Consider the following 22,160-nt stretch of genomic DNA (forward strand, 5'->3'; position numbering starts at 1 on the left):
CTGGCAATTTGCGCGCCACCCCTATCCGCTCGGGTCGCGTTTTGTTGTGGTTGAACAATAACCACATGCTGCGCCAGAAGGGAGATTGGCTACGTAGTTTTTTCTTGGCCTGCGAACACATTTTTACTGGTTTTCCACCGCTTGGGCCTGAGCGACTATCCAATACACAAGAATGTCCTCTGGAGCATCTGAACGTGTTCGAGCTTGAGTATTGGCAACGCAAGGCCGCTTCCCTGCGGTTTCCCGACCAGGCTGTGATCGATGGCCAGCGCCGTGCGGCGCAGTCGGGGCAGACTTTCGCTGCGATTAACCCCGCCACCGGGCAATGCCTGGCCAATGTCGCGGCCTGTGGCGAGGAAGACGTGAACGCGGCGGTGCGCAATGCGCGGCAGGTGTTTGAAGCCGGCACCTGGTCGGCACGTTCGCCGACCGAACGTAAACAAGTGCTGTTGCGTCTGGCCGACTTGATCCTTGAAAACCGTGAAGAACTGGCGCTGCTCGATTCGCTGAACATGGGCAAGCCCGTCGCGGACGCCTATAACATCGACGTGCCGGGTGCCGCCGGGGTGTTCCGCTGGTACGCCGAGAGCCTCGACAAACTCTACGACCAGATCGCGCCGAGTGCGCAGAACGTTCTGGCGACCATTACTCGCGAAGCCCTCGGCGTGGTCGCTGCCGTGGTGCCGTGGAATTTTCCGCTGGACATGGCGGCGTGGAAACTCGCCCCGGCCCTGGCCGCGGGTAACTCGGTGATTCTCAAGCCGGCCGAGCAGTCGCCGTTTTCGGCCTTGCGTCTGGCGGAGCTGGCGCTTGAAGCCGGTGTGCCTGCGGGTGTGTTGAACGTGCTGCCGGGTCTGGGCGAGCAAACCGGCAAGGCCCTCGGTCTGCACCCGGACGTCGATTGCCTAGTGTTCACCGGCTCCACCGAAGTCGGCAAATATTTCATGCAGTACTCGGCCCAGTCGAACCTGAAACAGGTGTGGTTGGAGTGCGGCGGCAAGAGCGCCAACCTGGTGTTCGCCGATTGTCAGGACCTGGATCTGGCCGCCGAGAAAGCCGCGTTCGGCATCTTCTTCAATCAGGGCGAAGTCTGTTCGGCCAACTCGCGGTTGCTGGTGCAGCGCTCGATTCATGACGAGTTCGTCGGACGCCTCAAGGCCCAGGCGGAACGCTGGTTGCCGGGCGATCCGCTGGACCCGTCGAGCGCCGCCGGGGCCATCGTCGACAGCCGTCAGACTGCGCGCATCATGAAGTTCATCCAACAGGCCGAACAGCACGGCGCGAGCAAAGTGTGTGGCGGTCGGCAGTCGATCTTCAACGGCTCGGACAACTTCATTCAGCCGACGATTTTCACCGGTGTGACGCCGGACATGCCGCTGTTTCGCGATGAAGTATTCGGCCCGGTGCTGGCCGTCACAGTGTTCGACGACGAGGCCCATGCGTTGCAATTGGCCAACGACAGCGTCTACGGGCTGGCGGCCTCGCTGTGGACCGACGACCTCAACCGCGCCCACCGCGTGGCGCGACAATTGCGAGCGGGCACGGTGTCGGTCAACAGCGTCGATGCGCTGGACGTAACCGTACCTTTTGGCGGTGGCAAGCAGTCGGGTTTCGGCCGCGACCTGTCCCTGCATTCATTCGATAAATACACCCAGTTGAAGACCACCTGGTTTCAATTGCGCTGATAACAAAACGGAGAACTGGCGATGACCACACCACGTGAAACCCGCGACTACCAGGCCGCCGACGCTGCGCACCACATCCATGCGTTCGTCGATCAGAAAGCCCTCAACGACGAGGGACCACGGGTGATGGTCCGTGGCGAGCGCCTGCACCTGTGGGACAACGACGGCCGGCGTTACCTCGACGGCATGTCCGGGTTGTGGTGCACCAACCTCGGTTACGGGCGCAAGGACCTGGCGGCCGCGGCGAGCCAGCAACTGGAACAGCTGCCGTACTACAACATGTTTTTCCACACCACCCACCCGCAGGTGATCGAGCTGTCCGAGCTGCTGTTCAGCCTGCTGCCGGGGCACTACAGCCACGCGATCTACACCAACTCCGGCTCCGAGGCCAACGAGGTGTTGATCCGCACGGTGCGTCGTTACTGGCAGGTGCTCGGCAAGCCCGAGAAGAAAATCATGATCGGCCGCTGGAACGGTTACCACGGTTCGACCCTGGCCGCGACGGCACTGGGCGGCATGAAGTTCATGCACGAAATGGGCGGCATGATTCCGCACATCGAGCACATCGACGAGCCGTACTTCTTCGCTCACGAGGGCAACCTGACGCCAGCCGAATTCGGTCTGCGCGCGGCACAGCAACTGGAAGCGAAGATTCTCGAACTGGGTGCGGACAAGGTCGCAGGCTTCATCGCCGAACCGTTCCAGGGCGCTGGCGGGATGATCTTCCCGCCGGAAAGCTACTGGCCGGAAATCCAGCGCATCTGCCGCAAGTACGACGTGCTGCTGTGTGCCGATGAAGTGATCGGCGGCTTCGGTCGTACTGGCGAATGGTTCGCCCACGAGTACTTCGGTTTCGAGCCGGACACCCTGTCCATCGCCAAGGGCTTGACCTCGGGCTACATCCCCATGGGCGGCTTGATCCTGTCGAAGAAAATGGCCTCGGTGCTGGTGGAGCAGGGCGGTGTGTTTGCCCACGGCCTGACTTACTCCGGGCACCCGGTGGCGGCGGCGGTGGCGATTGCCAACCTCAAGGCACTGCGCGATGAAGGTGTGGTGACGCGGGTCAAGGATGACATCGGCCCGTACCTGCAACAGTGCCTGCGCGAAGTGTTTGGCAAGCACCCGCTGGTGGGCGATATCCAGGGCACCGGCATGGTTGCGGCGCTGCAACTGGCGGAAGACAAAAACAGCCGCAAGCGTTTTGCCAACGAGAACGACATCGCCTGGCGTTGCCGCACGATTGGCTTCGAGGAGGGGGTGATCATTCGCTCGACATTGGGCCGGATGATCATGGCGCCGGCGTTGATTGCCAGTCGTGAAGAGATTGACGAACTGATCGCCAAGACCTTGAAAGCGGTGGATCGAACGGCGCAGGAATACGGCCGGCTCTGATCGTGTAGCGTTCTTTCGGGCCTCTTCGCGAGCAAGCCCGCTCCCACATTGGATTTGTGTCTGACACCGATCCCCTGTGGGAGCGGGCTTGCTCGCGAATGCTATGGCCCATTCAACATAGTTCCAGCACCTTGCACTCACCCCGTGCGTCCCCGCCGACAGCGCCCTTTCGCAGTGCGCGCTAACGAGTTTTTTCATCGTTCGCATCCACATATTTCCTCATTTTCCTAATCCCGCCCTTGGGCCAACATCGATCTCGCCAGCCCGCCGAATGCTGCCCGCCGAAGGGTCCCTCAGAGACCACAGGTAGCAGCCGATTCAGGGCTCGCCGTACTGCCCATGACAAAACTAAATCAACAGCTTTGGGAGTGCTCCATGATCAAGTCCTTGCTTACCCGCGTTGTCCATCCACTGGCGATCACCGCCATCGCCGCGACGGTCGCCACCAGCGCCCAGGCCGGCACCTTGTCCATCGGTCATACCACCTGGGTCGGCTACGGCACCCTGTACCTGGCCCAGGACCTTGGCTACTTCAAGGAAAACGGTTTGACCGTCGAGTTGCCAGTGGTCGAAGAAGCGGCGATGTACATGGCCGCACAAGCTTCCGGCGAGTTGTCCGGCTCGGCGTCGACCATCGACGAGGTGCTCAAGTACCGTCCGCAATTCTGCTTCAAGGCCGTGGCCGCGCTGGACGACAGCCATGGTGGCGACGGCGTGCTGGTGGGCAAGGACGTCAAGAACCTGCAAGACCTCAAGGGCCAGGCCGTGGCGGTGAACGAAGGGTCGACTTCGCAGTTCTGGTTGTCGTATCTGCTGAAAAAGAACGGCATGAAAATGAGCGACATCACCGTGCAGAACATGACGGCCGACGATGCCGCCACCGCGTTCATCGCCGGTCGCGTACCCGCCGCCGTGACCTGGGAGCCGCACCTGTCGATGGTGCGCGACAAGAAACAGGGCAAGGTGCTGATCGACAGCAGCAGCACGCCGGGCGTGATCGTCGACGTGGTGGCATTGAACTGCACCGTCATCGAAAAACAGCCGGAAGACGTCAAGGCACTGGTGGCCGGTTTGTACAAAGCCGTGCAGTACACCAAGGATCATCCGCAGGAGGCCTACAAAATCATGGCCAAGGGTGTCGGCGGTTACCTGGCCGATCCGAAGGAACTCGAAGCGGCCGCCCAAGGCGTGCGTTTCTATGATCAGGCCATGAGCGAAAAACTGTTGGGCGCGCCGGGCAAACCGGGTGACAGCGCACCGCTGATCAAACTGGCCAACGAGACCGCCAGCGAGCTGCAAGGCAAGCCCTACAACGTCAGCAATGACGACCTGATCGACAACCGTTTCGTCACCCCCCTCTAGGAGGTTTGCATGTTCAAGCGCAATTCATGGCTGAGCCGCTGCATCACGCCCAAGACCGGCCTGCCGGTCTCGGTGATCTGGAGCGCGAGCGGTCTGGCCTGGGTGCTGCTGGTCGGCCTGTGGGCCGGTTTGTCTTACGGTGGCGTGGTGCCGGGCATGTTCCTGCCGACGCCGGGTGCGGTGGTCGAAGCCGCCGTACGCCTCGGTCGCGACGGCACTCTCGGCCAGCATGTGTGGGCCAGCGTCGAAGTGGTGATGGTCGGTTTCATTGTGTCGTCCCTGGTGGCGGTGCCGCTGGGGTTGCTGATGGGCAGCTTCCGCATCGTCCAGGCCTTCCTTGAGCCGCTGGTGAACTTCATTCGCTACCTGCCGGTGACCTCGTTCGTGCCGCTGTTCATCCTGTGGATCGGCATCGGCCTGGAGCAGCGGGTATCGGTGATCATCTTCGGTGTGTTCTTCCAGCAACTGGTGATGATCGCGGACGTGTCCAAAGGCATCTCCAAGGACCTGATCAACGCCTCCTATACCCTCGGTTCCAATCGCCGCGATGCGGTGCTGCATGTGATCGCCCCGGCTTCCCTGCCAGGCGTACTCGATACCCTGCGCGTGACCATGGGCTGGGCCTGGACTTACCTGGTGGTCGCCGAACTGGTCGCCGCTTCCAGTGGCCTGGGTTACCTGAGCCTCAAGGCCATGCGCGGCTTTCAGGTGGATGTGATCTTCCTGGCCATCGCGATCATCGGCCTGCTGGGCCTGGTCACCGATCAACTGTTCCGTTTTCTCCGTCTGAGGATCACCGCATGGGCTCAGTAACCGCCGCCACTCATCGTTTTGTCGCCCCCCAGGCTGCCCCGGTGAACGCGCCCCGGCTGCAAGTGGACAAGGTCAGTCTGAGTTACAGGAAACCCGATGGCGGCACGTTCACTGCGTTGCAGGAGGTGTCGTTCGAGGTCCCGGACCAGCAGTTCGCCGTACTGGTAGGACCTTCGGGTTGTGGCAAGTCGAGCCTGCTGTATCTCACTGCCGGTCTGGCCGAACCGACCTCCGGCGAGATTTACGTCGGCGGCCAACAGGTGGAAGGCCCCGGCGCGGATCGCGGCATGGTGTTCCAGAGTTACACGCTGTTCCCGTGGCTGACCGTGCGGCAGAACGTCGAGTTCGGCCTCAAACGTCGCGGCATGCCGGCGGCGCAACGCAAGGACATCGTCGACTACTACGTCAACGAAGTGGGCCTGAGCGGTTTTGCCGACAACTACGCCAAGCAGTTGTCCGGCGGGATGATGCAACGCGTCGCTATTGCCCGCGCGCTGGCCAATGACCCGCAGATCCTGCTGATGGACGAACCCTTCGGCGCCCTCGACAGCCAGACGCGCCTGCAAATGCAGCAGTTGTTGCTGCGGGTGTGGGGCAACAGCAAGAAGACCGTGTTGTTCGTGACCCACGACATCGACGAGGCGATTCTGCTTGGCGACCGGGTCTACGTCATGGGCGCCAGGCCTGGGCGGATCAAGCAGATTCTGGATGTGCCGATCGAACGTCCACGCAACCTGGACATGGTCATGGAGCGCTCGTTCATCGAAATGAAGCGCGAGATCTTCGGGCTGCTGCATGACGATCTGGAAGAGGTGCATTAAGTCTGGTTTGCACAGCTCTGAGTGGGAGCGGGCTTGCTCGCGAAGAGGGCGTGTCAGTCGACTTCCCAGGTAGCTGATACACCGCCTTCGCGAGCAAGCCCGCTCCCACCGGTTTTGTGTTGACTCAGGGTCAGGGCGCAGCCGGCAACAGGAACCGGGCAATCACCGGCAAGTGATCGGAGATACGCAACGTATCGTCTTGCCTCACCATGGCTTCGACCCGTTTGATCCGCGGACTGTAGAACAGGTAGTCGACGGTCCGGTCGGGGCCGTTCAGCCCCGGGTCGTTCGGGTAGTGGGTCAGCCAGCGCTTGCGGTCGATACCACTGGCTTCGTTGTTGGTCGGGATCATCGGGTACTTGTCCCACAGCACATGCAACGCACTGTCGGCGGAGTAGGGCGTGCGTTGCGCATCGGGCAGGCGTCGATACTGGCCCAACGGCAACAGGTTGAAATCCCCGCCGATCAGCCACGGCGTGCCACGGCTTTCGAATTTATCGAGGGCCCTGGCCACGGCGTTCACCTGGTCTTGCAGGGCATTGTCGGCTTGGGTGGCGCGGTCCAGATGGGTATTGAGCACCGCCAACTGCCCGCCATCACTCAATGGCAAGTAGCTCACCAGCAAGGCGTCTCTGGGTTTGAATTGGCGGCTGACCGGATTGCCCGGATCGACGGGCAGTTGCAGGCGTTCGGCATGTTCGATCTGGTAGCGGCTCAGGGTTGCCAGTTGCCGGCCGACGCTGCCGAAAATGTGCGGGTTCGGCACGAAGTCGGCCTTCCAGTCGAAGGCGCTGGTGCCACACGGATACAAATCGGCGAGCCGTTCCTGCAGCAGTTTGAGCTGGTGCTGGTAATTGCTGGCCTTGGCGCCGTCGTCCAGCTCCTGCAACAGTACGATGTCCGGTTGTTCGTCGCGAATCACCCGCGCCACTTCGTCGAGGCTGAAGGCCATGTCTTCCGCTGTGGGGCGTTCGTCGGTGCCGGCGGCCAGGTCGTTCCAGAACACGTAACGCTTGCCGGCCAGGTACTGGACGTTCCAGGTCATTACCTTCAGCGCCTGCCCGGGGACCAGGGTGGGAGCCTGGGTACTGCAACTGACGGGCAACACTTCTTTGGCATCGGGGCGCCAGGTCAGGCTGTAGATCATCGCGGCGATCAGGCCGATCACGACCAACAGGCCCAGCAGGGTGTAGCGCAGTAGACGGGTCATGGCTCGGCTTATTAGCGTTACAAAATTGTTCCCGAGCATACCCGAGAGCGATGGCCGCGCCCAAGGTCAGAGCGAGCTGTCATTGCTCTCAGGCAACGGGTTGATCAGCATGAACAGACGGAACAGCACCACGCTGGTGAACAGCTGCAGGAAACTGTGGGCGCTGTCGATCAGCAGCGAGATCACCGGGTTTTGCGGTTCCGGATACGCCGCCAGGGTTACCCCCTTGAGCAGCCACAACGGTCCCATCACACACAAAATGCACAGCAGGATGCGCAGAAAGTGACCTTGGGTCATGCGCAGGCTTTCCTTCATGGCTGCCAGCGGCGCCAGGCCCCGCAACACCAGCAGGTATTCACCAAACGCCAGGGTCACCATCAGGTAGATGCCCGGCAGAAAGTACAGCGACAGGCCAAGCAGAATCAGCACGGTATTGAGCGCCGTCAGCAGGGCGAAGCGTGGCCACAGGCTTGCCGCCATCGCCAGCAGGTCGCGGTTGCGCGGCGACTCGCCTCGGCTGCGGGCGTCGAGAAACAGAATCAGCGCGGCGGTGTACAGCGGGTACACCAGCAGGCCGACGATCACGCTGATACCGGGGAAACTGTCCGGCTCGGTGGAGTGGTCGACCACTTGTTGCAGCAGCGCCTCAAGCATCACCAGCGGCAGGCACAGCTGCACGATCTGGCTCAGATTGCGCTTGAAGAAATACAGCGAGTCACGCAGGACATCTAACGGATTCATCAGTTGGTATCGCAGGTTGGACGCAGTGGCTCACTTTAACCGATCAAGCGCTCGGGGACGCAAACGTAAACGTTCGGTAAAGGTCATTGAAACATATTGTTTCAGCCTCCATTAAGGTTGAGCACCTTATCCTCAGTGGATAAAGGCAACGATTTCCCCGGCAATCTACGAGGTCGCCATGAACAGCGAAGAACAAACCCTGATCGATGGACTGTTTTCCCGGCTGCAACAGGCCGAAACGGACTCAGCCCCGCGCGATGCCCAGGCCGAGGCGCGGATCAAGGAACACCTGACGCGCCAGCCAGCGGCAGGTTATTTCATGACCCAGGCGATTCTGGTGCAAGAGGCGGCGATCAAGAGCCTTGATGAACAGAACAGGCAACTGACCCAGCAAGTTCAGCAGTTGCAGGCAGAATTGCAACAAGCCAAGGCCCAACCGGCTGCTCCGGCACCGGGTAGCGGTGGCTTTTTGTCGAGCATCTTTGGCGGCAGCTCTCGTGAGCCACAGCCGGCACCCACCCAGAGCGCACCGCCATCGAGCGGTGGCTGGCGAGAGCCGGGGCGTTCGTCGTTTGGCGCACCACCGCCCCAACAGAACTTCGGCGCCCCGCAGCAGAACTTTCCACAGCAAGGTTATGCGCCGCAACAGCAGGCTCCGGCAGCGGCCGGCAGCAGTTTCCTCGGCGGTGCGCTGAAAACTGCCGCCGGCGTGGCGGGCGGCGTGATGCTCGCCCAAGGCATCAGCAGCCTGTTCCATCACAATCAGCAACCGGAAGTCGTTGAGGTCATCAAGGAAGAGCCAGCCCAGGTCAACGACCAGGGCAACAATGGCTGGGGCGATGACCAGCGCATGGCCGGTAATGATTCCTATGGCAACGATCAGGGCGGGTTCAGCGACGCTGACTACAGCGATGACTCGTTATTCGGCGGCGACGACGATTCCTTCGTCTGAAACATCTGTGGCGAGGGAGCTTGCTCCCGTCGGACTGCGTAGCAGGCCCCTTGGGTTCTAACGTAAGGGGGCTGCTTCGCACCCCAGCGGGAGCAAGCTCCCTCGCCACATAGCCGATTATTCGCGGAACAATCCTTCGGGCTGGCATACTGGGCGACTTTTCGGGCCTGGTGCCTGATTCAGCCTTTGAGGAATACCGGTGAAAAAAATCGCAGTGTTCGCCGACGTCCAAAACCTCTACTACACCGTGCGTCAGGCCTATGGTTGCCATTTCAACTACGCCGCGCTGTGGGCTGACATCAGCAAACAGGGCGAAATTGTCGAAGCCTACGCCTACGCCATCGACCGTGGCGACAGCAAACAGCAGCAGTTCCAGCAGATCCTGCGCAACCTCGGTTTCACCGTGAAGCTCAAGCCTTACATCCAGCGCAGCGATGGTTCGGCCAAGGGCGACTGGGACGTGGGCATCACCCTCGACATCATGGATGCCGCCGATCATGTCGACGAAATCGTGCTGGCCTCCGGCGATGGCGATTTCGACATGCTGCTCGAACGCATCATCAGCAAACACGGCGTGCAAGCGGTGGCCTACGGCGTACCGGGCCTGACGGCCAACTCGCTGATCCGCGCCGCCAGCCGCTACGTGCCGATCGAAGGCGCGTTGCTGCTCAAGAATTGATTTTTACGGAGTTGAACCAGGTTTGGAACGCATAGCAGTCATCGACTTTGAAACCACCGGGATCTCCCCGAGCAGCAGCTGCCGGGCCACGGAAATTGCCGTGGTAATCCTTGAGCAGGGGCGCATCGTCGAGCGTTACCAAAGCCTGATGAACGCCGGCGTGCGTGTCCCGGCCTTCATCGAGCAGCTCACCGGCATCAGCAACGCCATGCTGCGCACCGCGCCCTCGGCGGAGCAAGTGATGAACGAGGTTAATGAATTCGTCGGCTGCACTCCGTTGCTCGCGCACAACGCGGCATTCGACCAGAAGTTCTGGGACTTCGAACTGGGGCGAATCAAACGCACCCGATTGCAGAACTTTGCCTGCTCGCTGCTTTTGGCCCGGCGCCTGATGCCCGCCGCGCCGAACCACAAACTCGGCACCCTCACCACGTTTGCCAACCTGCCCCACACCGGCAAGGCCCACCGGGCCATGGCCGATGCCGAGATGGCGGCCAACCTGATGGCGCACCTGGAGAAAGAGTTGCTCCAGAAGCATGGCTTGCGCGAGCTGTCCCATGATTTGCTGTGCAAGTTGCAGAAGGTCCCGGCGGCGAAAGTGGGCGAACATCTCAAGCGCTATCGCTGATCCCGAACTCACCACAAATCCCCTGTGGGAGCGGGCTTGCTCGCGAAGGCTATTTTTCATTCAACATTGCTGTCGACTGATGCACCGCTTTCGCGAGCAAGCCCGCTCCCACATGTGGTCTTCAGTGGTCTTGGGGTTATTTGCCATTCCCTTCGATATGCCCCAACGGCACCCGCTTCTCTATCGCACTCGACAGCACAATCGACGTCTTGCTGAACCCGAACGTGGCAATCCGGTTGATCAACTCTTCCAGCTCCGGCATTGAGCCCACCGCCGCTTGCATGATCACGCAGGGATCGCCGGTTACCCGATGGCATTCGGTCAATTGCGGGATTTTGATCAGGTCGTCGTAAGCTTTCTGGTTGCCGTGCTGGTTCAGGCGCAGTTCGATCACGCACTGGATCGGCAGGCCGAGCTTGGCCATGTCGACTTTCGCCTGATAACCGGTGATCACGCCGCTGGCTTCCAGTTTGGCCACGCGCTCGGCCACGGCCGGGGCGGACAGGTTGACCTTGCGCGCCAGGTCCGCGTAGGACGCGCGACCGTTTTCCAGCAAGGCGCTGAGCAGCATGCGGTCGTATTTGTCCATGGGACGACTCCTGAAAATGGCTGACTTTCGAAAGCACGGTTTATTGCAAGAATCTCCGTGTTTTGAAAAGTGTACCGGTGCGATAAACAGGTTTTGTAACTTATTTTCCGCCGTTGGCCTTTCTAGAATTGCCGTTCACTTGTCTTGCCTGCGAGCTGCCCCCATGCCTGGCCCACGTCGCTTTCCCTTACCGCTGATCGCCGCCTTCTTCGCGCTGTACGTGATTTGGGGCTCGACCTATCTGGTGATTCGCATCGGTGTGGAATATTGGCCGCCGCTGCTGCTCGCCGGGATCCGTTTCGTCATCGCCGGGACCTTGATGTACGCCTTCCTGCGCTGGCGCGGGGCGCCGGCGCCGACCTGGGCGCAGTGGAAAGCGGCCGGGGTCATCGGCGTGTTGCTGCTCGCCTGTGGTAATGGTGCGGTCAGTGTCGCCGAGCACACCGGTGTGGCTTCCGGTGTCGCCGCGTTGGCGGTGGCGACGGTGCCGCTGTTTACCTTGCTCTGTGGATATTTCTGGGGCGCGCGTAATACCCGTCTCGAATGGGCCGGGATTGTGCTCGGGTTGATCGGCATTGCCATGCTCAATCTTGGCTCCAACCTGCAATCGAGTCCGTTGGGCGCGGCGTTGTTGATTTTCGCGGCAGCGACCTGGGCCTTCGGTTCGGTCTGGAGCAAACACCTGCCGCTGCCTCAAGGGGCGATGGCCAGTGCCGTGGAAATGCTGGTCGGCGGCGTGGTTCTGCTGATCGGCAGTGCGGTCAGCGGAGAACATCTGGAAAAGGTGCCGCCAATCGAAGGCTGGGCAGCCTTGGCGTACTTGACCGTGTTCGGTTCGATCATCGCCTTCAATGCCTACATGTACCTGTTGAAGCACGTGCGTCCGGCGGCGGCCACCAGTTATGCCTATGTCAACCCGGCGGTGGCGGTGTTGCTGGGGATCGTGTTCGTCGGTGAAACCATCGGCATCGAAGAAGCCCTGGCGATGGCGGTGATCATCAGTGCCGTGGTGCTGATCGGATTGCCGCAGTGGCGTCGGGCGCCGGTAAAGCCTGTGGTGACGGTGGTGCCGACAGAATCCCGTGTGAATTAGGGTAAACTGCGCGCCATTGCACATTCGTTTTGCACAACCGCGCTGAATTTTCCTACGGTACTCCCATGACTTTCGCCACCCTTGGCCTGATCGAACCCTTGCTGCGCTCCCTCGAGACGCTCGGCTACCAGACTCCGACGCCGGTTCAGGCGCAAGCCATTCCGGCGGTGCTGGCCGGTCGCGACCTGATGGCCGCCGCCCAGACCGGCACCGGCAAGACCGCCGGTTTCGCCCTGCCGCTGTTGCAACTGCTGGCGATGGAAGGGCCGAAAGTCACCGCCAACTCGGTGCGTGCACTGATCCTGGTGCCGACCCGCGAGCTGGCAGAGCAGGTTCACGAAGCCGTGCGCCAGTACGCCGAGAACCTGCCGTTGCGCACCTACGCGGTGTACGGCGGCGTCAGCATCAACCCGCAAATGATGAAGCTGCGTAGCGGTGTCGACCTGCTAGTGGCGACCCCGGGCCGTCTGCTCGACCTGTTCCGCCAGAACGCTTTGAAGTTCAACCAGCTGCAAACCCTGGTGCTGGACGAAGCCGACCGCATGCTCGACCTGGGCTTTTCCGAGGAACTGGCGAACATTTACCGCGCGCTGCCGAAGAAACGTCAGACGCTGTTGTTCTCCGCGACCTTCTCCGATGACATTCGCCTGCTGGCCGGGCAAATGCTCAACGACCCGCTGAGTATCGAAGTCAGCCCGCGCAACGTGGCAGCCAACACCGTCAAGCAATGGATCGTGACGGTGGACAAGAAGCGCAAGCCGGAGCTGTTCGTGCACCTGATGCGCAAGGGCAAGTGGAAGCAGGTGCTGGTGTTCGCCAAGACCCGTAATGGCGTCGATGCGCTGGTGGAAAAACTCCAGGGCCTGGGCATCAATGCCGACGGTATCCACGGCGACAAACCCCAGGCGACCCGTCAGCGCGCACTGGACCGTTTCAAGGCGAGTGAAGTGCAGATCCTGGTCGCCACCGACGTGGCCGCCCGTGGTCTGGACATCGAAGACTTGCCGTTGGTGGTCAACTTCGACCTGCCAATCGTGGCCGAGGACTACATCCACCGCATCGGTCGTACCGGCCGCGCGGGCTCGACCGGCGAAGCAATTTCCCTGGTGTGCGCCGATGAAGTGAATCTGCTGTCGGCCATCGAGATGCTGACCCGCCAGACGCTGACGCGGCAGAACGAGCCGGATTTCGAGCCAGAGCACCGGGTGCCGGACACCGATGCCAGTGGTCAGGTCGTCAAGAAGCCGAAGAAACCGAAGAAGCCGAAGGTTTCCGGCGGTGGCGGTGGTAAACGCAATCTGGGTAAGTGGGTGGATAGCGGAGAAGTTGCTCCGGCGGAGCCTTCGATCAAGCCTGTACGCAAAGTGCCGGTGTTCAATACTGGGCCGCGTAAGCGTAAGCCTTGATTACACGCAGCGTCTGTTAGGCCGCCTTCGCGAGCAAGCCCGCTCCCACAGGGGATTTGTGCACGACACAGATCCAGTGTGGGAGCGGGCTTGCTCGCGAAGGGCGCGCCTCGGTCTTTAAGCCTGGCGCTGCAACCACTCCACAATCCCCAAACCCGCCGCTCGCCCACTGGCGAAACACGCAGTCAGCAGATAGCCGCCCGTCGGCGCTTCCCAATCAAGCATTTCCCCGGCGCAAAACACGCCAGGTATTTGCTTGAGCATCAATCGCTCATCCATCGCCTCGAACAACACACCGCCAGCGCTGCTGATGGCCTCGTCCAGTGGACGGGTTTTCACCAGTGTCAGGGGCAATGCCTTGATCGCGTTCGCCAGCAAGGCCATATCGGCAAAGCACTCGACGCTGGTCAGTTCACGCAATAGCGCCGCTTTTACCCCATCGATGCCCAACTGACTGTGCAGGTGTTTGGCCATGGAGCGTGACCCCCGGGGTTTGCTCAATGCCGCCTGAATTTTATCCACAGGCCGGCCGGGCAGCAGGTCCAGATGAATCGTTGCCGAACCGTGCTGGTTGATTGCCTCGCGGATCGGTGCCGACAGGGCGTAGATCAAACTACCCTCGATTCCGGTGGCGGTGATCACACATTCGCCGAGCCGGGGCACGTCATCGTTCAGGCCGATGGCGATGTTTTTCAGCGGCGCGCCGGCGAATTTGCTGACCATCAATTCGCTCCAGGCCTGCACCTCGAAGCCGCAATTGCTCGGTTGCAACGGCGCCAGTCCTACGCCGTGTTGCTCCAGTGGCAGCATCCATGCACCGTCCGAGCCCAGGCGCGACCAACTGCCGCCACCGAGGGCGAGCAGGGTGGCCTCGGCTTGAACGGTTTTTTCGCCGTCCGGGCTGTCGATGCGCAAACCGCCACGCTCGTCCCAGCCGAGCCAGCGGTGGCGGGTGTGGATAACTACGCCGCTGTCGCGCAGGCGTTTGAGCCAGGCGCGCAGCAGCGGCGCGGCTTTCATATCGGTGGGGAACACCCGGCCGGAGCTGCCGATAAAGGTTTCGATGCCCAGGTTGTGAATCCACTGGCACAACGCATCGGCACCGAAGCTGCGCAGCAGCGGCGCGATCTGCGGGGCACGTTCGGCGTAGCGCGAGAGAAACGCCGGGTAGGCTTCGGAATGAGTGATGTTCATACCGCCGACACCGGCCAGCAGGAATTTTCGCCCGACCGAAGGCATTCCGTCGTACAGGTCGACCTTGATCCCGGCCTGGCTCAACACTTCAGCGGCCATCAAACCGGCAGGGCCACCGCCGATGATGGCGACATTATGGGAGAGGGCTGACGAGGATTGAGTCATGGAATGCGCTGCGGTCTGGCGGGATAAGCCGGGCATTCTATCAGCACAGCCCCATGTGGGAGCGGGCTTGCTCGCGAAAGCGGCGTGTCAGCCAACATCAATTTTGACTGACAGATTGCATTCGCGAGCAAGCCCGCTCCCACATTTGAGTTGTGGTGTGATTAAGGTCTGGTTAAAAAACAACCATCACTCTGTAGCCTATACGTAGTGTGCGCTGTAGGCCCTTTCACTCAGGTTATCCACAGGCAGTTCCACAGGCATTGTGGGTAAAGCATCCACAACTCAGTGACAACCTGATGACTGCCAGACGCGCTGGGCACTGTGATGAAGGATGCCGTGACGGCGGGCCAGGGCCTGGCGGTCCTTGCTGTAGCCGCCGCCGATCACCCCGACCACCGGAATGTCGCGGCCCAGGCAATGGCGCATCACGCTTTCATCGCGGGCGGCGACGCCTTCGTCTGTCAGCTTCAGATAACCCAGGGCGTCGTCCTTATGCACATCGACCCCGGCGTCATACAGCACCAGGTCCGGTTGGTAGAGCGGCAGCAGGTAGTTGAGCGCATCGTCCACCACTTTCAGGTAATCGGTATCACCCATGCCGTTGGGTAGCGGAATGTCCCAGTCACTTTCGGCCTTGCGTGCAGGAAAGTTCTTCTCGCAGTGCAGGGAAACGGTCACCGCTTCCGGGGTGTTGTGCAGTATTCGTGCAGTACCGTCGCCCTGATGCACGTCGCAATCGAAGATCAGCACCCGATTCACCCGGCCGCTTTCCAGCAGGTAATGGCTGATCACTGCCAGGTCATTGAAGATGCAGAACCCGGCCGGGTAGTCGTAGTGCGCGTGGTGGGTGCCGCCCGCCAGGTGACAGGCCAGGCCATGTTCCAGCGCCTGCTCGGCCGCCAGCAACGAGCCACCGACCGCCCGCACCGTGCGTCGGGCCAGGGCTTCGCTCCAGGGCAGGCCGAGGCGGCGCTGGTCTTCGCGGGACAATTCGCCACTCATGTAGCGTTCGATATACGAAGGGTCATGGGCGAGGGCGAGAATGTCTGCGGGACACAGATCAGGGCGCAGCAAGTCGACGTCACGGGTCAGGCCGCTGTCCACCAGGTGATCGCGCAGCAGGCGAAACTTGTCCATGGGGAAGCGGTGGTCCGCCGGAAACTCGGGGCTGTAGTCTTCGTGATAAATCAGCGGGAGCGGCATGATGATTTCATTCAGGAATGAGAGAAGGATCCTACCAGCGTTGTAGACTTGCGGCATGCAATCGGAGGGCGGGGAGCAATGGAGCCAATACTGGAACTTGAAAGCGCTCGGCTGCTGTTGCGCCAGTGGCGTGATGAAGATTTGCCGGAGTTTGCGGCGATGTGTGCCGATCCGCAGGTGATGCGCTACTTCCCGGCGATCATGAGCCGACTGGAAAGCGCATCGTTGATCGGGCGAATCCGTGGTCATTTCGCCGAGCATGGTTTTGGTCTCTGGGCCTTGCAGCGAAAAGATTCCGGCCAGTTCATCGGGTTTACCGGGCTCAGCGTGGTCGGATTCGACGCGCCATTCACCCCCGCCACGGAAATCGGCTGGCGCCTGGCCCGCGAGCACTGGGGCCTCGGTTATGCCAGTGAAGCGGCGTGGACCGCTCTGCGCTGCGGCTTCGACCGCTTACCGCTGAATGAGGTCGTGGCCTTCACGACGCAAACCAATCTGCAGTCGGAGAAAGTCATGCAGGCCATCGGCATGCACCATGATCCGGCGGATGACTTCGACCACCCGCGTCTCGACGCCGGTCACCCATTGCGTCGGCATGTGCTGTACCGCATCAGCCGTGAGCAATGGCTGCAAACCTTGCATGGATAAGCTGGCACGGACGTTTACAATGGCGACTATCTTGGCCGGTGCCAGAAACTGAATCGACCGTTGCAGCCAAGACTGCACGGCATTGTTTTGCGTGAGGAGAGTCTGAATGAGCCAAGTGTTGGATGATCTGGTCGACCTGCTGAGTCTGGAACCGATCGAAGAAAACCTGTTCCGCGGTCGCAGCCAGGACCTGGGTTTTCGCCAGCTGTTTGGCGGCCAGGTGCTCGGCCAATCGCTGTCGGCGGCCAGCCAGACGGTTGAAGAGGCGCGCCATGTGCACTCGATGCACGGCTACTTTTTGCGTCCGGGCGATGCCAAGTTGCCGGTGGTTTACTCCGTTGACCGCGTGCGCGATGGCGGCAGCTTCAGTACGCGCCGGGTGACCGCGATCCAGAAGGGCCACCCGATCTTCACTTGCAGCGCCTCGTTCCAGTACGACGAAGAAGGCTTCCAGCACCAGACCGAGATGCCACAGGTGGTCGGCCCGGAGAACCTGCCGTCGGAGCTGGAACTGACCCAGCAACGTGCACACCTGATCCCCGAGCACATGCGTGAAAAGCTGCTGTGTCCGAAGCCGATCGAGTTCCGTCCGGTGACCGAGAAAGATCCGTACAACCCGCTGCCCTCCGATCCGATCAAGTACGTCTGGTTTCGCGCCGACGGTGCCCTGGCCGACTCGCCGGCGCTGCACAAGTATTTGCTGGCCTACGCATCGGATTTTGGCTTGTTGACCACCTCGATGCAGCCCCACGGCAAATCGGTGTGGCACAAGGACATGCAGGTCGCCAGCCTCGATCACGCACTGTGGTTCCACCAGGACTTGCGCGCCGATGACTGGTTGCTCTATGCGATGGACAGTCCGTGGGCCGGCAACTCCCGCGGGTTCTCCCGTGGCAGCGTGTTCAACCGCGCCGGGCAACTGCTGGCCTCGGTCACCCAGGAAGGCTTGATCCGTCACCGCAAGGATTGGGCATGAGCCTGGCCGACGTGCATCACTGGGTGTTCGACATGGACGGCACCCTGACGGTGGCCGTGCACGATTTCGCGGCGATTCGCGTAGCCTTGGCGATTCCTGCCGAAGCCGACATCCTGACCCATCTCGCCGCATTGCCGGCCGATGAAGCCGCAGCCAAGCATGCGTGGCTGCTGGAGCACGAACGGGACCTGGCCCTCGGTTCGCAACCGGCACCGGGAGCCGTGGAGCTGGTGCGCGAGCTGGCCGGGCGCGGTTATCGCCTGGGCATTCTCACGCGCAATGCCCGGGAGCTGGCGCATGTCACGCTGGAGGCCATTGGCCTGGCCGACTGCTTCGCGGTCGAGGACGTGCTGGGCCGTGATGAAGCACCGCCGAAGCCGCATCCGGGCGGTTTGCTGAAACTGGCCGAGGCCTGGAACGTGCCGGCGAGCGAGATGGTGATGGTGGGCGACTACCGCTTCGATCTTGATTGCGGGCGAGCGGCGGGAGCGCGGACTGTGCTGGTGAACCTGCCGGAAAATCCATGGCCGGAATTGACCGATTGGCATGCGGCGGATTGTGTCGAGTTGCGGCAGATGCTGTTGGCTTGAGGAAGTGCTTGGCTGATCTGACGCCTTCGCGAGCAAGCCCGCTCCCACAAGGGATTTGTGAACGACACAGATCCAGTGTGGGAGCGGGCTTGCTCGCGAAGGGGTAGGCCCAGGCAATACAAGAGTCATTGCCCAAACAACGCCTTCTGCCCCTCCGGCGACGTAAACATCCCGTCCCCGTTATGCCCGACTCCGGGCACTTCAATCAGTTGCTGATTCAACCCTTGCGGTTGCAGCCGCTTCAGATAGTCAAAGTAAAAACGCCCGCGGGCCAATCGATAAGGTCCCTGCGCCTTGGCCTCGCAGCTTTTATCCAGCGCCGGATGATTCGGGTCGGTGTCCTGCTGGCCCAGTAGATAAACGATGTCACGCTTGAGGTACTTTTCCTGCAGTTGAGCGGGAGTTTGTCCTTCGGCGTAAGCGGGCAAATCCGTCAGCCCATATTTCCAGCGATTGAATTGCGGGCAACCCGCGTGGCTGAAGGCCACCGGCCGGCGCTCATCGAAATAAGCATAGGAAGACGGGTTGGCAATCACGTATCGCACCTGTACGCCAGCCGCTTCGAGAGTTGGCTGATCATGACCGAGCAACGCATAGCGCTGAACCACCTGCGCGCCGCCGGAGTGACCGGCGATGACGATTTGCTTCACATCCGGAAACTGTTGGCGGTCGCCCAGGCGGGCGATGATTTCGTCCAGTGCCTGGTAGGAGCTCAGGCGAAACGGCGCGGTGGATTCGCCGCCGGCCATCCACTCGTTGCCCTGCCAGCGTAAAACCGTGTCCGCCACCGGTTGCAGCGCAACGTCGGTTTCATTGAGAAATTGCGGGGCGATCACCAGTGTCGTTGCACTTTGCCCGGCCAGTTCGGCCGCGTGTTCACCGCTCTGGAGATAGGTTTGCGCGTTACGCAAGCGACCGTGGAGGATGATCAGCACCCGTTCGATTTTTGCCGGGGCGGGGCTGATGCCCACCGCGATTTCACCTGATTTCAACAGCAGGCGTCCGGGACTGATCTCCTTGACCCCATGTTCGGCGGCCTGGGACGTTGCGCATGTAAACAGAACAACCAAAAACCATTTCTTCATTTACAGATTTTTCGCCGCAAAGGTATCGCACTGGCCAACCTGGCCTTGGGCGAAACCGGTTTTGAACCAGCGCACCCGTTGCGCTGACGTACCGTGGGTGAAGGAGTCCGGCACCACGCGGCCCTGACCTTGTTGTTGCAAGCGATCATCGCCGATGGCGTTCGCTGCGTTCAGGGCTTCTTCGATGTCACCGGGCTCCAGCCAGTTCAGGCGTTTCTGCGCATTGTTGGCCCAGACGCCGGCCAGGCAATCGGCTTGCAGTTCCTGACGGACCAGCAAACCGCCGTCGCCTTCCATCTGCCGGCCTTGTTGGCGTGCTGCCTGAATTTTCGCGGAAACCCCAAGAAGGGTTTGCACATGGTGTCCGACTTCGTGAGCGATCACATAGGCCTGGGCGAAATCGCCCGCGGCGGAAAAGCGTTGGGACATTTCCTGGAAGAACGCCATGTCCAGATAGACCTTCTGGTCCGTCGGGCAATAGAACGGGCCGGTCGCCGATGTGGCCAGACCACAGGCCGAATTCACGCGGTTGCTGAACAGCACCAGGGTCGGGTCTTTGTATTGACGGCCGGCCTGCTGGAAAATTGCACCCCAGGTGTCCTCGGTATCGCCGAGGATCGAACGGACGAATTCGGCCCCTTCATCATTGGCCGGTGGCGCCTTGCGAGTCTGGTTGGTAGCGGGCGCCGATTGCTGTTCCATTTGCCCGGTCAATTGCCCGAGGATTTGCAGTGGGTCCTGGCCGGTGATCCAGCCGATGCCGACGATCAGGAGGATCGCCGTCAGGCTCAAGCCCTTGCCACCGCCAAAACGCATGCCGCCGCCACCGCCGCCCATGTCATCACCACGGGCATCGACCACGTTGTCGCTGCGTCGGCCTTTTCTCCATAGCATGTGGGAATCCTCTTCTGTTCCGGGTAAAGCTCCGTGCGATGAGTGTTGCTGCCAAGTGGGAGCGGCGCCAGTCCGGTCGTCAGACTGCCGGTTGTGCAAGTGGTTCCGAATTTTGCTTCGTGGGGCTTCTCTTCTAGAATCAGCCAAACTTTGTTTGGGACCTACCATGGCTGGCAGTCAGATCGAACGTGTCTTCAGCGTGCTGGAAAGCCTGACCGGTGAACCGCAGGGTTTGCCGATGCAGACGTTGGCCGATCAATTGGATATTCCTAAAAGCGCGACTCACCGGATGCTCGCCGAACTGATCCGCCTGGGGTATGTGCGGCAGAATCCGGACAACCTGCGCTATCACTTGTCGACCAAACTGGTGGCCATGGGCTTTCGATATCTGTCTGGCAGCGGTGCGGATATCGTTCAGCCGGTGCTCGATCGTCTGGCTGGGGAAACCGGTGAACTGGTGCGTCTGGGGGTGATCCAGGGTGAGCGACAGGTCTGGATCGCCAAGTCCCAGGGGGCGCGCTCGGGCCTGCGCTACGACCCCGACATGGGCCGCGATGCGCCTCTGTTCTACACGGCTTCCGGGCATGCGTGGCTGGCGTGCATGAGTGATGCCGAGGCGCTGTCACTGGTCGAGCGGCAAGGGACCGGGTTACCTCAAGACGTAGGGCCGAATGCGCCGCGTTCGAACATTGAGCTTCTGGAGCGGTTACGCCTGGCGCGGGAGCAAGGTTACGCGTGGGTCGAGGAAAGTTCGGCGGTGGGCACCTCGGCAATTGCCGCCGTGGTGCGTCATCCACTGGATGGTCGGGTCATCGGCGTGCTCAGCATTGCCGGGCCGAGCGCGCGAATGCCCGGCGCGCGATTGCATGAGTTGGCGCCGACCTTGTTGAAGTACGCCGAAGAGCTTTCACTGGCGAGCCAGGCGTCAGAGTTGTTCAGTTGAGCGCGATGTCTGCTTGAATAAACAGTGTGCGGTATTCGCACACTTTGTTGTGTCGTTGATGTCATAAAATGGAACCGGGTTCTAAATTAATTGCGTCTCGCCTCATTCCATAAAAGGACCTCGTCTTGTCGTCGCCCAGCAGCACTCCGCTTTCCGGCGTCAATCAGCCCTTCAAAGGGATCCTGCTGATCGTTGTCGCAACCTTCCTGTTTTCCAGCCACGACGCCTTCTCCAAATATCTCTCCGGTTTCTATCCCATTGTTATGGTGGTCTGGGCACGTTACGTGGTTCACACCTTGCTGATGGCCGGGATTTTCCTGCCGCAATCCGGGCTGCGGGTCCTGCGTACCAAGCGGCCATTGCTTCAGTTGATCCGGGCTCTGTGTCTGCTCGGCACCAGTCTGTTTTTCACCACGGGATTGATGTACATCCCGCTGGCCGAGGCCACGTCGGTCAACTTCCTGGCGCCGGTACTGGTCACCGCGTTGTCGGTGCCGCTGCTGAAGGAGCGAGTGACGCGAGGACAATGGCTGGCAGTAATTTGCGGTTTTATCGGGGTGCTGATCATCGTTCACCCCGGGGGAGATCTGTTTACCCCGGCGGTGTTGCTGCCGTTCTGCTCGGCGCTGTTTTTCTGCTTTTATCAACTGCTGACGCGCAAGCTCAGCGAGATCGACAGCCCGACCACCAGCAACTTCTTCGCCGGCTTGTGTAACACGCTGGTGATGAGTGCGCTGGTGCCGTTCTTCTGGCAGACGCCGAACCTGGTGCATGGCGCGATGATGCTGGCGCTGGGGGCCTGCGGGATGACGGCACACCTGTTCCTGACCCAGGCTTTTCGCCTCGCGGCACCGGCGCTGCTGGCACCGTTCAGCTATTGCCAGATCATCTTCGCCGGCCTGCTGGGCTGGCTGCTGTTCTCCCATACACCGACGTTGACCACAGTGATCGGCATCGCCGTGATTTGCTGCAGCGGTTTGGCGGCAGCGTGGCAGCAAAGCCGTCGCTGAAAGAGAGGCGTCAGGCCTAATGCCAGTCAGTAAAGCGCTAATGCGATCTGTAGCAGCTGCCGAGCCTGCGAGGCTGCGTTC

General features: G+C 61.1%; 22 protein-coding genes. 15 read left to right on the plus strand and 7 right to left on the minus strand.

Annotated features, from left to right (window positions below):
* The first annotated feature begins 194 nt into the window (after window positions 1–194).
* The 5 genes from PMI28_RS05420 to PMI28_RS05400 all read left to right on the plus strand — a co-directional run bounded on the left by PMI28_RS05420 (window position 195) and on the right by PMI28_RS05400 (window position 6,073).
* Window positions 195–1,685, plus strand: coding sequence for an aldehyde dehydrogenase (locus tag PMI28_RS05420; RefSeq protein ID WP_007990675.1), 1,491 nt, complete (start codon window positions 195–197; stop codon window positions 1,683–1,685).
* Between the two features lie 21 nt (window positions 1,686–1,706).
* Window positions 1,707–3,077: an aspartate aminotransferase family protein gene (locus PMI28_RS05415; protein WP_007990678.1), complete on the plus strand. Its 1,371-nt coding sequence runs from the start codon at window positions 1,707–1,709 to the stop codon at window positions 3,075–3,077.
* A 375-nt stretch (window positions 3,078–3,452) separates the two neighbouring features.
* Window positions 3,453–4,439 (plus strand): ABC transporter substrate-binding protein, encoded by a 987-nt coding sequence (locus PMI28_RS05410; protein ID WP_007990680.1) that lies wholly within the window; start codon window positions 3,453–3,455, stop codon window positions 4,437–4,439.
* A gap of 9 nt (window positions 4,440–4,448) precedes the next feature.
* Complete coding sequence (locus PMI28_RS05405) at window positions 4,449–5,252, plus strand: ABC transporter permease (protein ID WP_007990681.1); 804 nt, start codon at window positions 4,449–4,451, stop codon at window positions 5,250–5,252.
* Complete coding sequence (locus tag PMI28_RS05400) at window positions 5,240–6,073, plus strand: ABC transporter ATP-binding protein (protein ID WP_007990682.1); 834 nt, start codon at window positions 5,240–5,242, stop codon at window positions 6,071–6,073. The genes PMI28_RS05405 and PMI28_RS05400 overlap by 13 nt, the downstream gene beginning before the upstream one ends.
* Window positions 6,074–6,203: 130 nt before the next feature.
* On the opposite strand, the gene PMI28_RS05395 is transcribed toward PMI28_RS05400, so the two are convergent.
* Entirely contained in the window at window positions 6,204–7,283 is a 1,080-nt protein-coding gene (locus PMI28_RS05395; protein ID WP_007990683.1) for an endonuclease/exonuclease/phosphatase family protein, read from the minus strand.
* A gap of 66 nt (window positions 7,284–7,349) precedes the next feature.
* Entirely contained in the window at window positions 7,350–8,024 is a 675-nt protein-coding gene (locus PMI28_RS05390) for a YciC family protein (RefSeq protein WP_007990684.1), read from the minus strand.
* A 178-nt stretch (window positions 8,025–8,202) separates the two neighbouring features.
* Here PMI28_RS05390 and PMI28_RS05385 point away from each other — a divergent pair, with 178 nt between their 5' ends.
* The 3 genes from PMI28_RS05385 (at window position 8,203) to PMI28_RS05375 (ending at window position 10,283) form a co-directional block, all read left to right on the plus strand.
* Window positions 8,203–8,976 (plus strand): DUF2076 domain-containing protein, encoded by a 774-nt coding sequence (locus PMI28_RS05385; protein WP_007990685.1) that lies wholly within the window; start codon window positions 8,203–8,205, stop codon window positions 8,974–8,976.
* Window positions 8,977–9,175: 199 nt separating this feature from the next.
* Window positions 9,176–9,655, plus strand: a complete 480-nt coding sequence (locus PMI28_RS05380) for a LabA-like NYN domain-containing protein (protein ID WP_007990686.1) — start codon at window positions 9,176–9,178, stop codon at window positions 9,653–9,655.
* A gap of 22 nt (window positions 9,656–9,677) precedes the next feature.
* Complete coding sequence (locus PMI28_RS05375; RefSeq protein WP_007990687.1) at window positions 9,678–10,283, plus strand: 3'-5' exonuclease; 606 nt, start codon at window positions 9,678–9,680, stop codon at window positions 10,281–10,283.
* A gap of 136 nt (window positions 10,284–10,419) precedes the next feature.
* Here PMI28_RS05375 and PMI28_RS05370 read toward each other — a convergent pair whose 3' ends face one another.
* Entirely contained in the window at window positions 10,420–10,872 is a 453-nt protein-coding gene (locus tag PMI28_RS05370) for an Lrp/AsnC family transcriptional regulator (RefSeq protein ID WP_007990688.1), read from the minus strand.
* Window positions 10,873–11,035: 163 nt separating this feature from the next.
* Between PMI28_RS05370 and yedA the strand changes: the two genes are divergently transcribed.
* Window positions 11,036–11,965, plus strand: a complete 930-nt coding sequence (yedA, locus tag PMI28_RS05365; RefSeq protein WP_007990691.1) for a drug/metabolite exporter YedA — start codon at window positions 11,036–11,038, stop codon at window positions 11,963–11,965.
* A gap of 65 nt (window positions 11,966–12,030) precedes the next feature.
* The gene (locus PMI28_RS05360; protein WP_007990694.1) at window positions 12,031–13,371 is read left to right on the plus strand and encodes a DEAD/DEAH box helicase; all 1,341 of its coding nucleotides are present in this window, start codon (window positions 12,031–12,033) and stop codon (window positions 13,369–13,371) included.
* Window positions 13,372–13,488: 117 nt separating this feature from the next.
* Here the strand turns inward: PMI28_RS05360 and PMI28_RS05355 are convergent, their stop codons facing one another.
* A complete protein-coding gene (locus tag PMI28_RS05355; RefSeq protein WP_007990696.1) occupies window positions 13,489–14,730 on the minus strand; it encodes a TIGR03862 family flavoprotein in 1,242 nt (413 codons plus the stop codon).
* 282 nt (window positions 14,731–15,012) lie between these two features.
* Entirely contained in the window at window positions 15,013–15,933 is a 921-nt protein-coding gene (locus PMI28_RS05350; RefSeq protein ID WP_033063557.1) for a histone deacetylase family protein, read from the minus strand.
* 78 nt (window positions 15,934–16,011) lie between these two features.
* Here PMI28_RS05350 and PMI28_RS05345 point away from each other — a divergent pair, with 78 nt between their 5' ends.
* From PMI28_RS05345 to PMI28_RS05335, 3 genes are all read left to right on the plus strand, one after another.
* Entirely contained in the window at window positions 16,012–16,581 is a 570-nt protein-coding gene (locus tag PMI28_RS05345; protein ID WP_007990699.1) for a GNAT family N-acetyltransferase, read from the plus strand.
* 106 nt (window positions 16,582–16,687) lie between these two features.
* Window positions 16,688–17,557, plus strand: a complete 870-nt coding sequence (gene tesB / locus PMI28_RS05340; RefSeq protein ID WP_007990701.1) for an acyl-CoA thioesterase II — start codon at window positions 16,688–16,690, stop codon at window positions 17,555–17,557.
* Entirely contained in the window at window positions 17,554–18,147 is a 594-nt protein-coding gene (locus PMI28_RS05335) for an HAD family hydrolase (RefSeq protein WP_007990702.1), read from the plus strand. The genes tesB and PMI28_RS05335 overlap by 4 nt, the downstream gene beginning before the upstream one ends.
* Window positions 18,148–18,272: 125 nt before the next feature.
* Here PMI28_RS05335 and PMI28_RS05330 read toward each other — a convergent pair whose 3' ends face one another.
* Window positions 18,273–19,232: an alpha/beta fold hydrolase gene (locus tag PMI28_RS05330; RefSeq protein WP_007990704.1), complete on the minus strand. Its 960-nt coding sequence runs from the start codon at window positions 19,230–19,232 to the stop codon at window positions 18,273–18,275.
* Window positions 19,233–20,126 (minus strand): KPN_02809 family neutral zinc metallopeptidase, encoded by an 894-nt coding sequence (gene ypfJ / locus PMI28_RS05325; protein WP_007990706.1) that lies wholly within the window; start codon window positions 20,124–20,126, stop codon window positions 19,233–19,235.
* 166 nt (window positions 20,127–20,292) lie between these two features.
* Here ypfJ and PMI28_RS05320 point away from each other — a divergent pair, with 166 nt between their 5' ends.
* Window positions 20,293–21,069 carry an IclR family transcriptional regulator gene (locus PMI28_RS05320; protein WP_007990707.1) on the plus strand — a complete coding sequence of 259 codons (777 nt, stop codon included), beginning with the start codon at window positions 20,293–20,295 and terminating at the stop codon, window positions 21,067–21,069.
* Between the two features lie 125 nt (window positions 21,070–21,194).
* Window positions 21,195–22,079: a DMT family transporter gene (locus tag PMI28_RS05315; protein ID WP_007990709.1), complete on the plus strand. Its 885-nt coding sequence runs from the start codon at window positions 21,195–21,197 to the stop codon at window positions 22,077–22,079.
* Window positions 22,080–22,160: the final 81 nt, after the last annotated feature.

This window comes from Pseudomonas sp. GM48, assembly GCF_000282335.1.
Lineage (GTDB): Bacteria > Pseudomonadota > Gammaproteobacteria > Pseudomonadales > Pseudomonadaceae > Aquipseudomonas.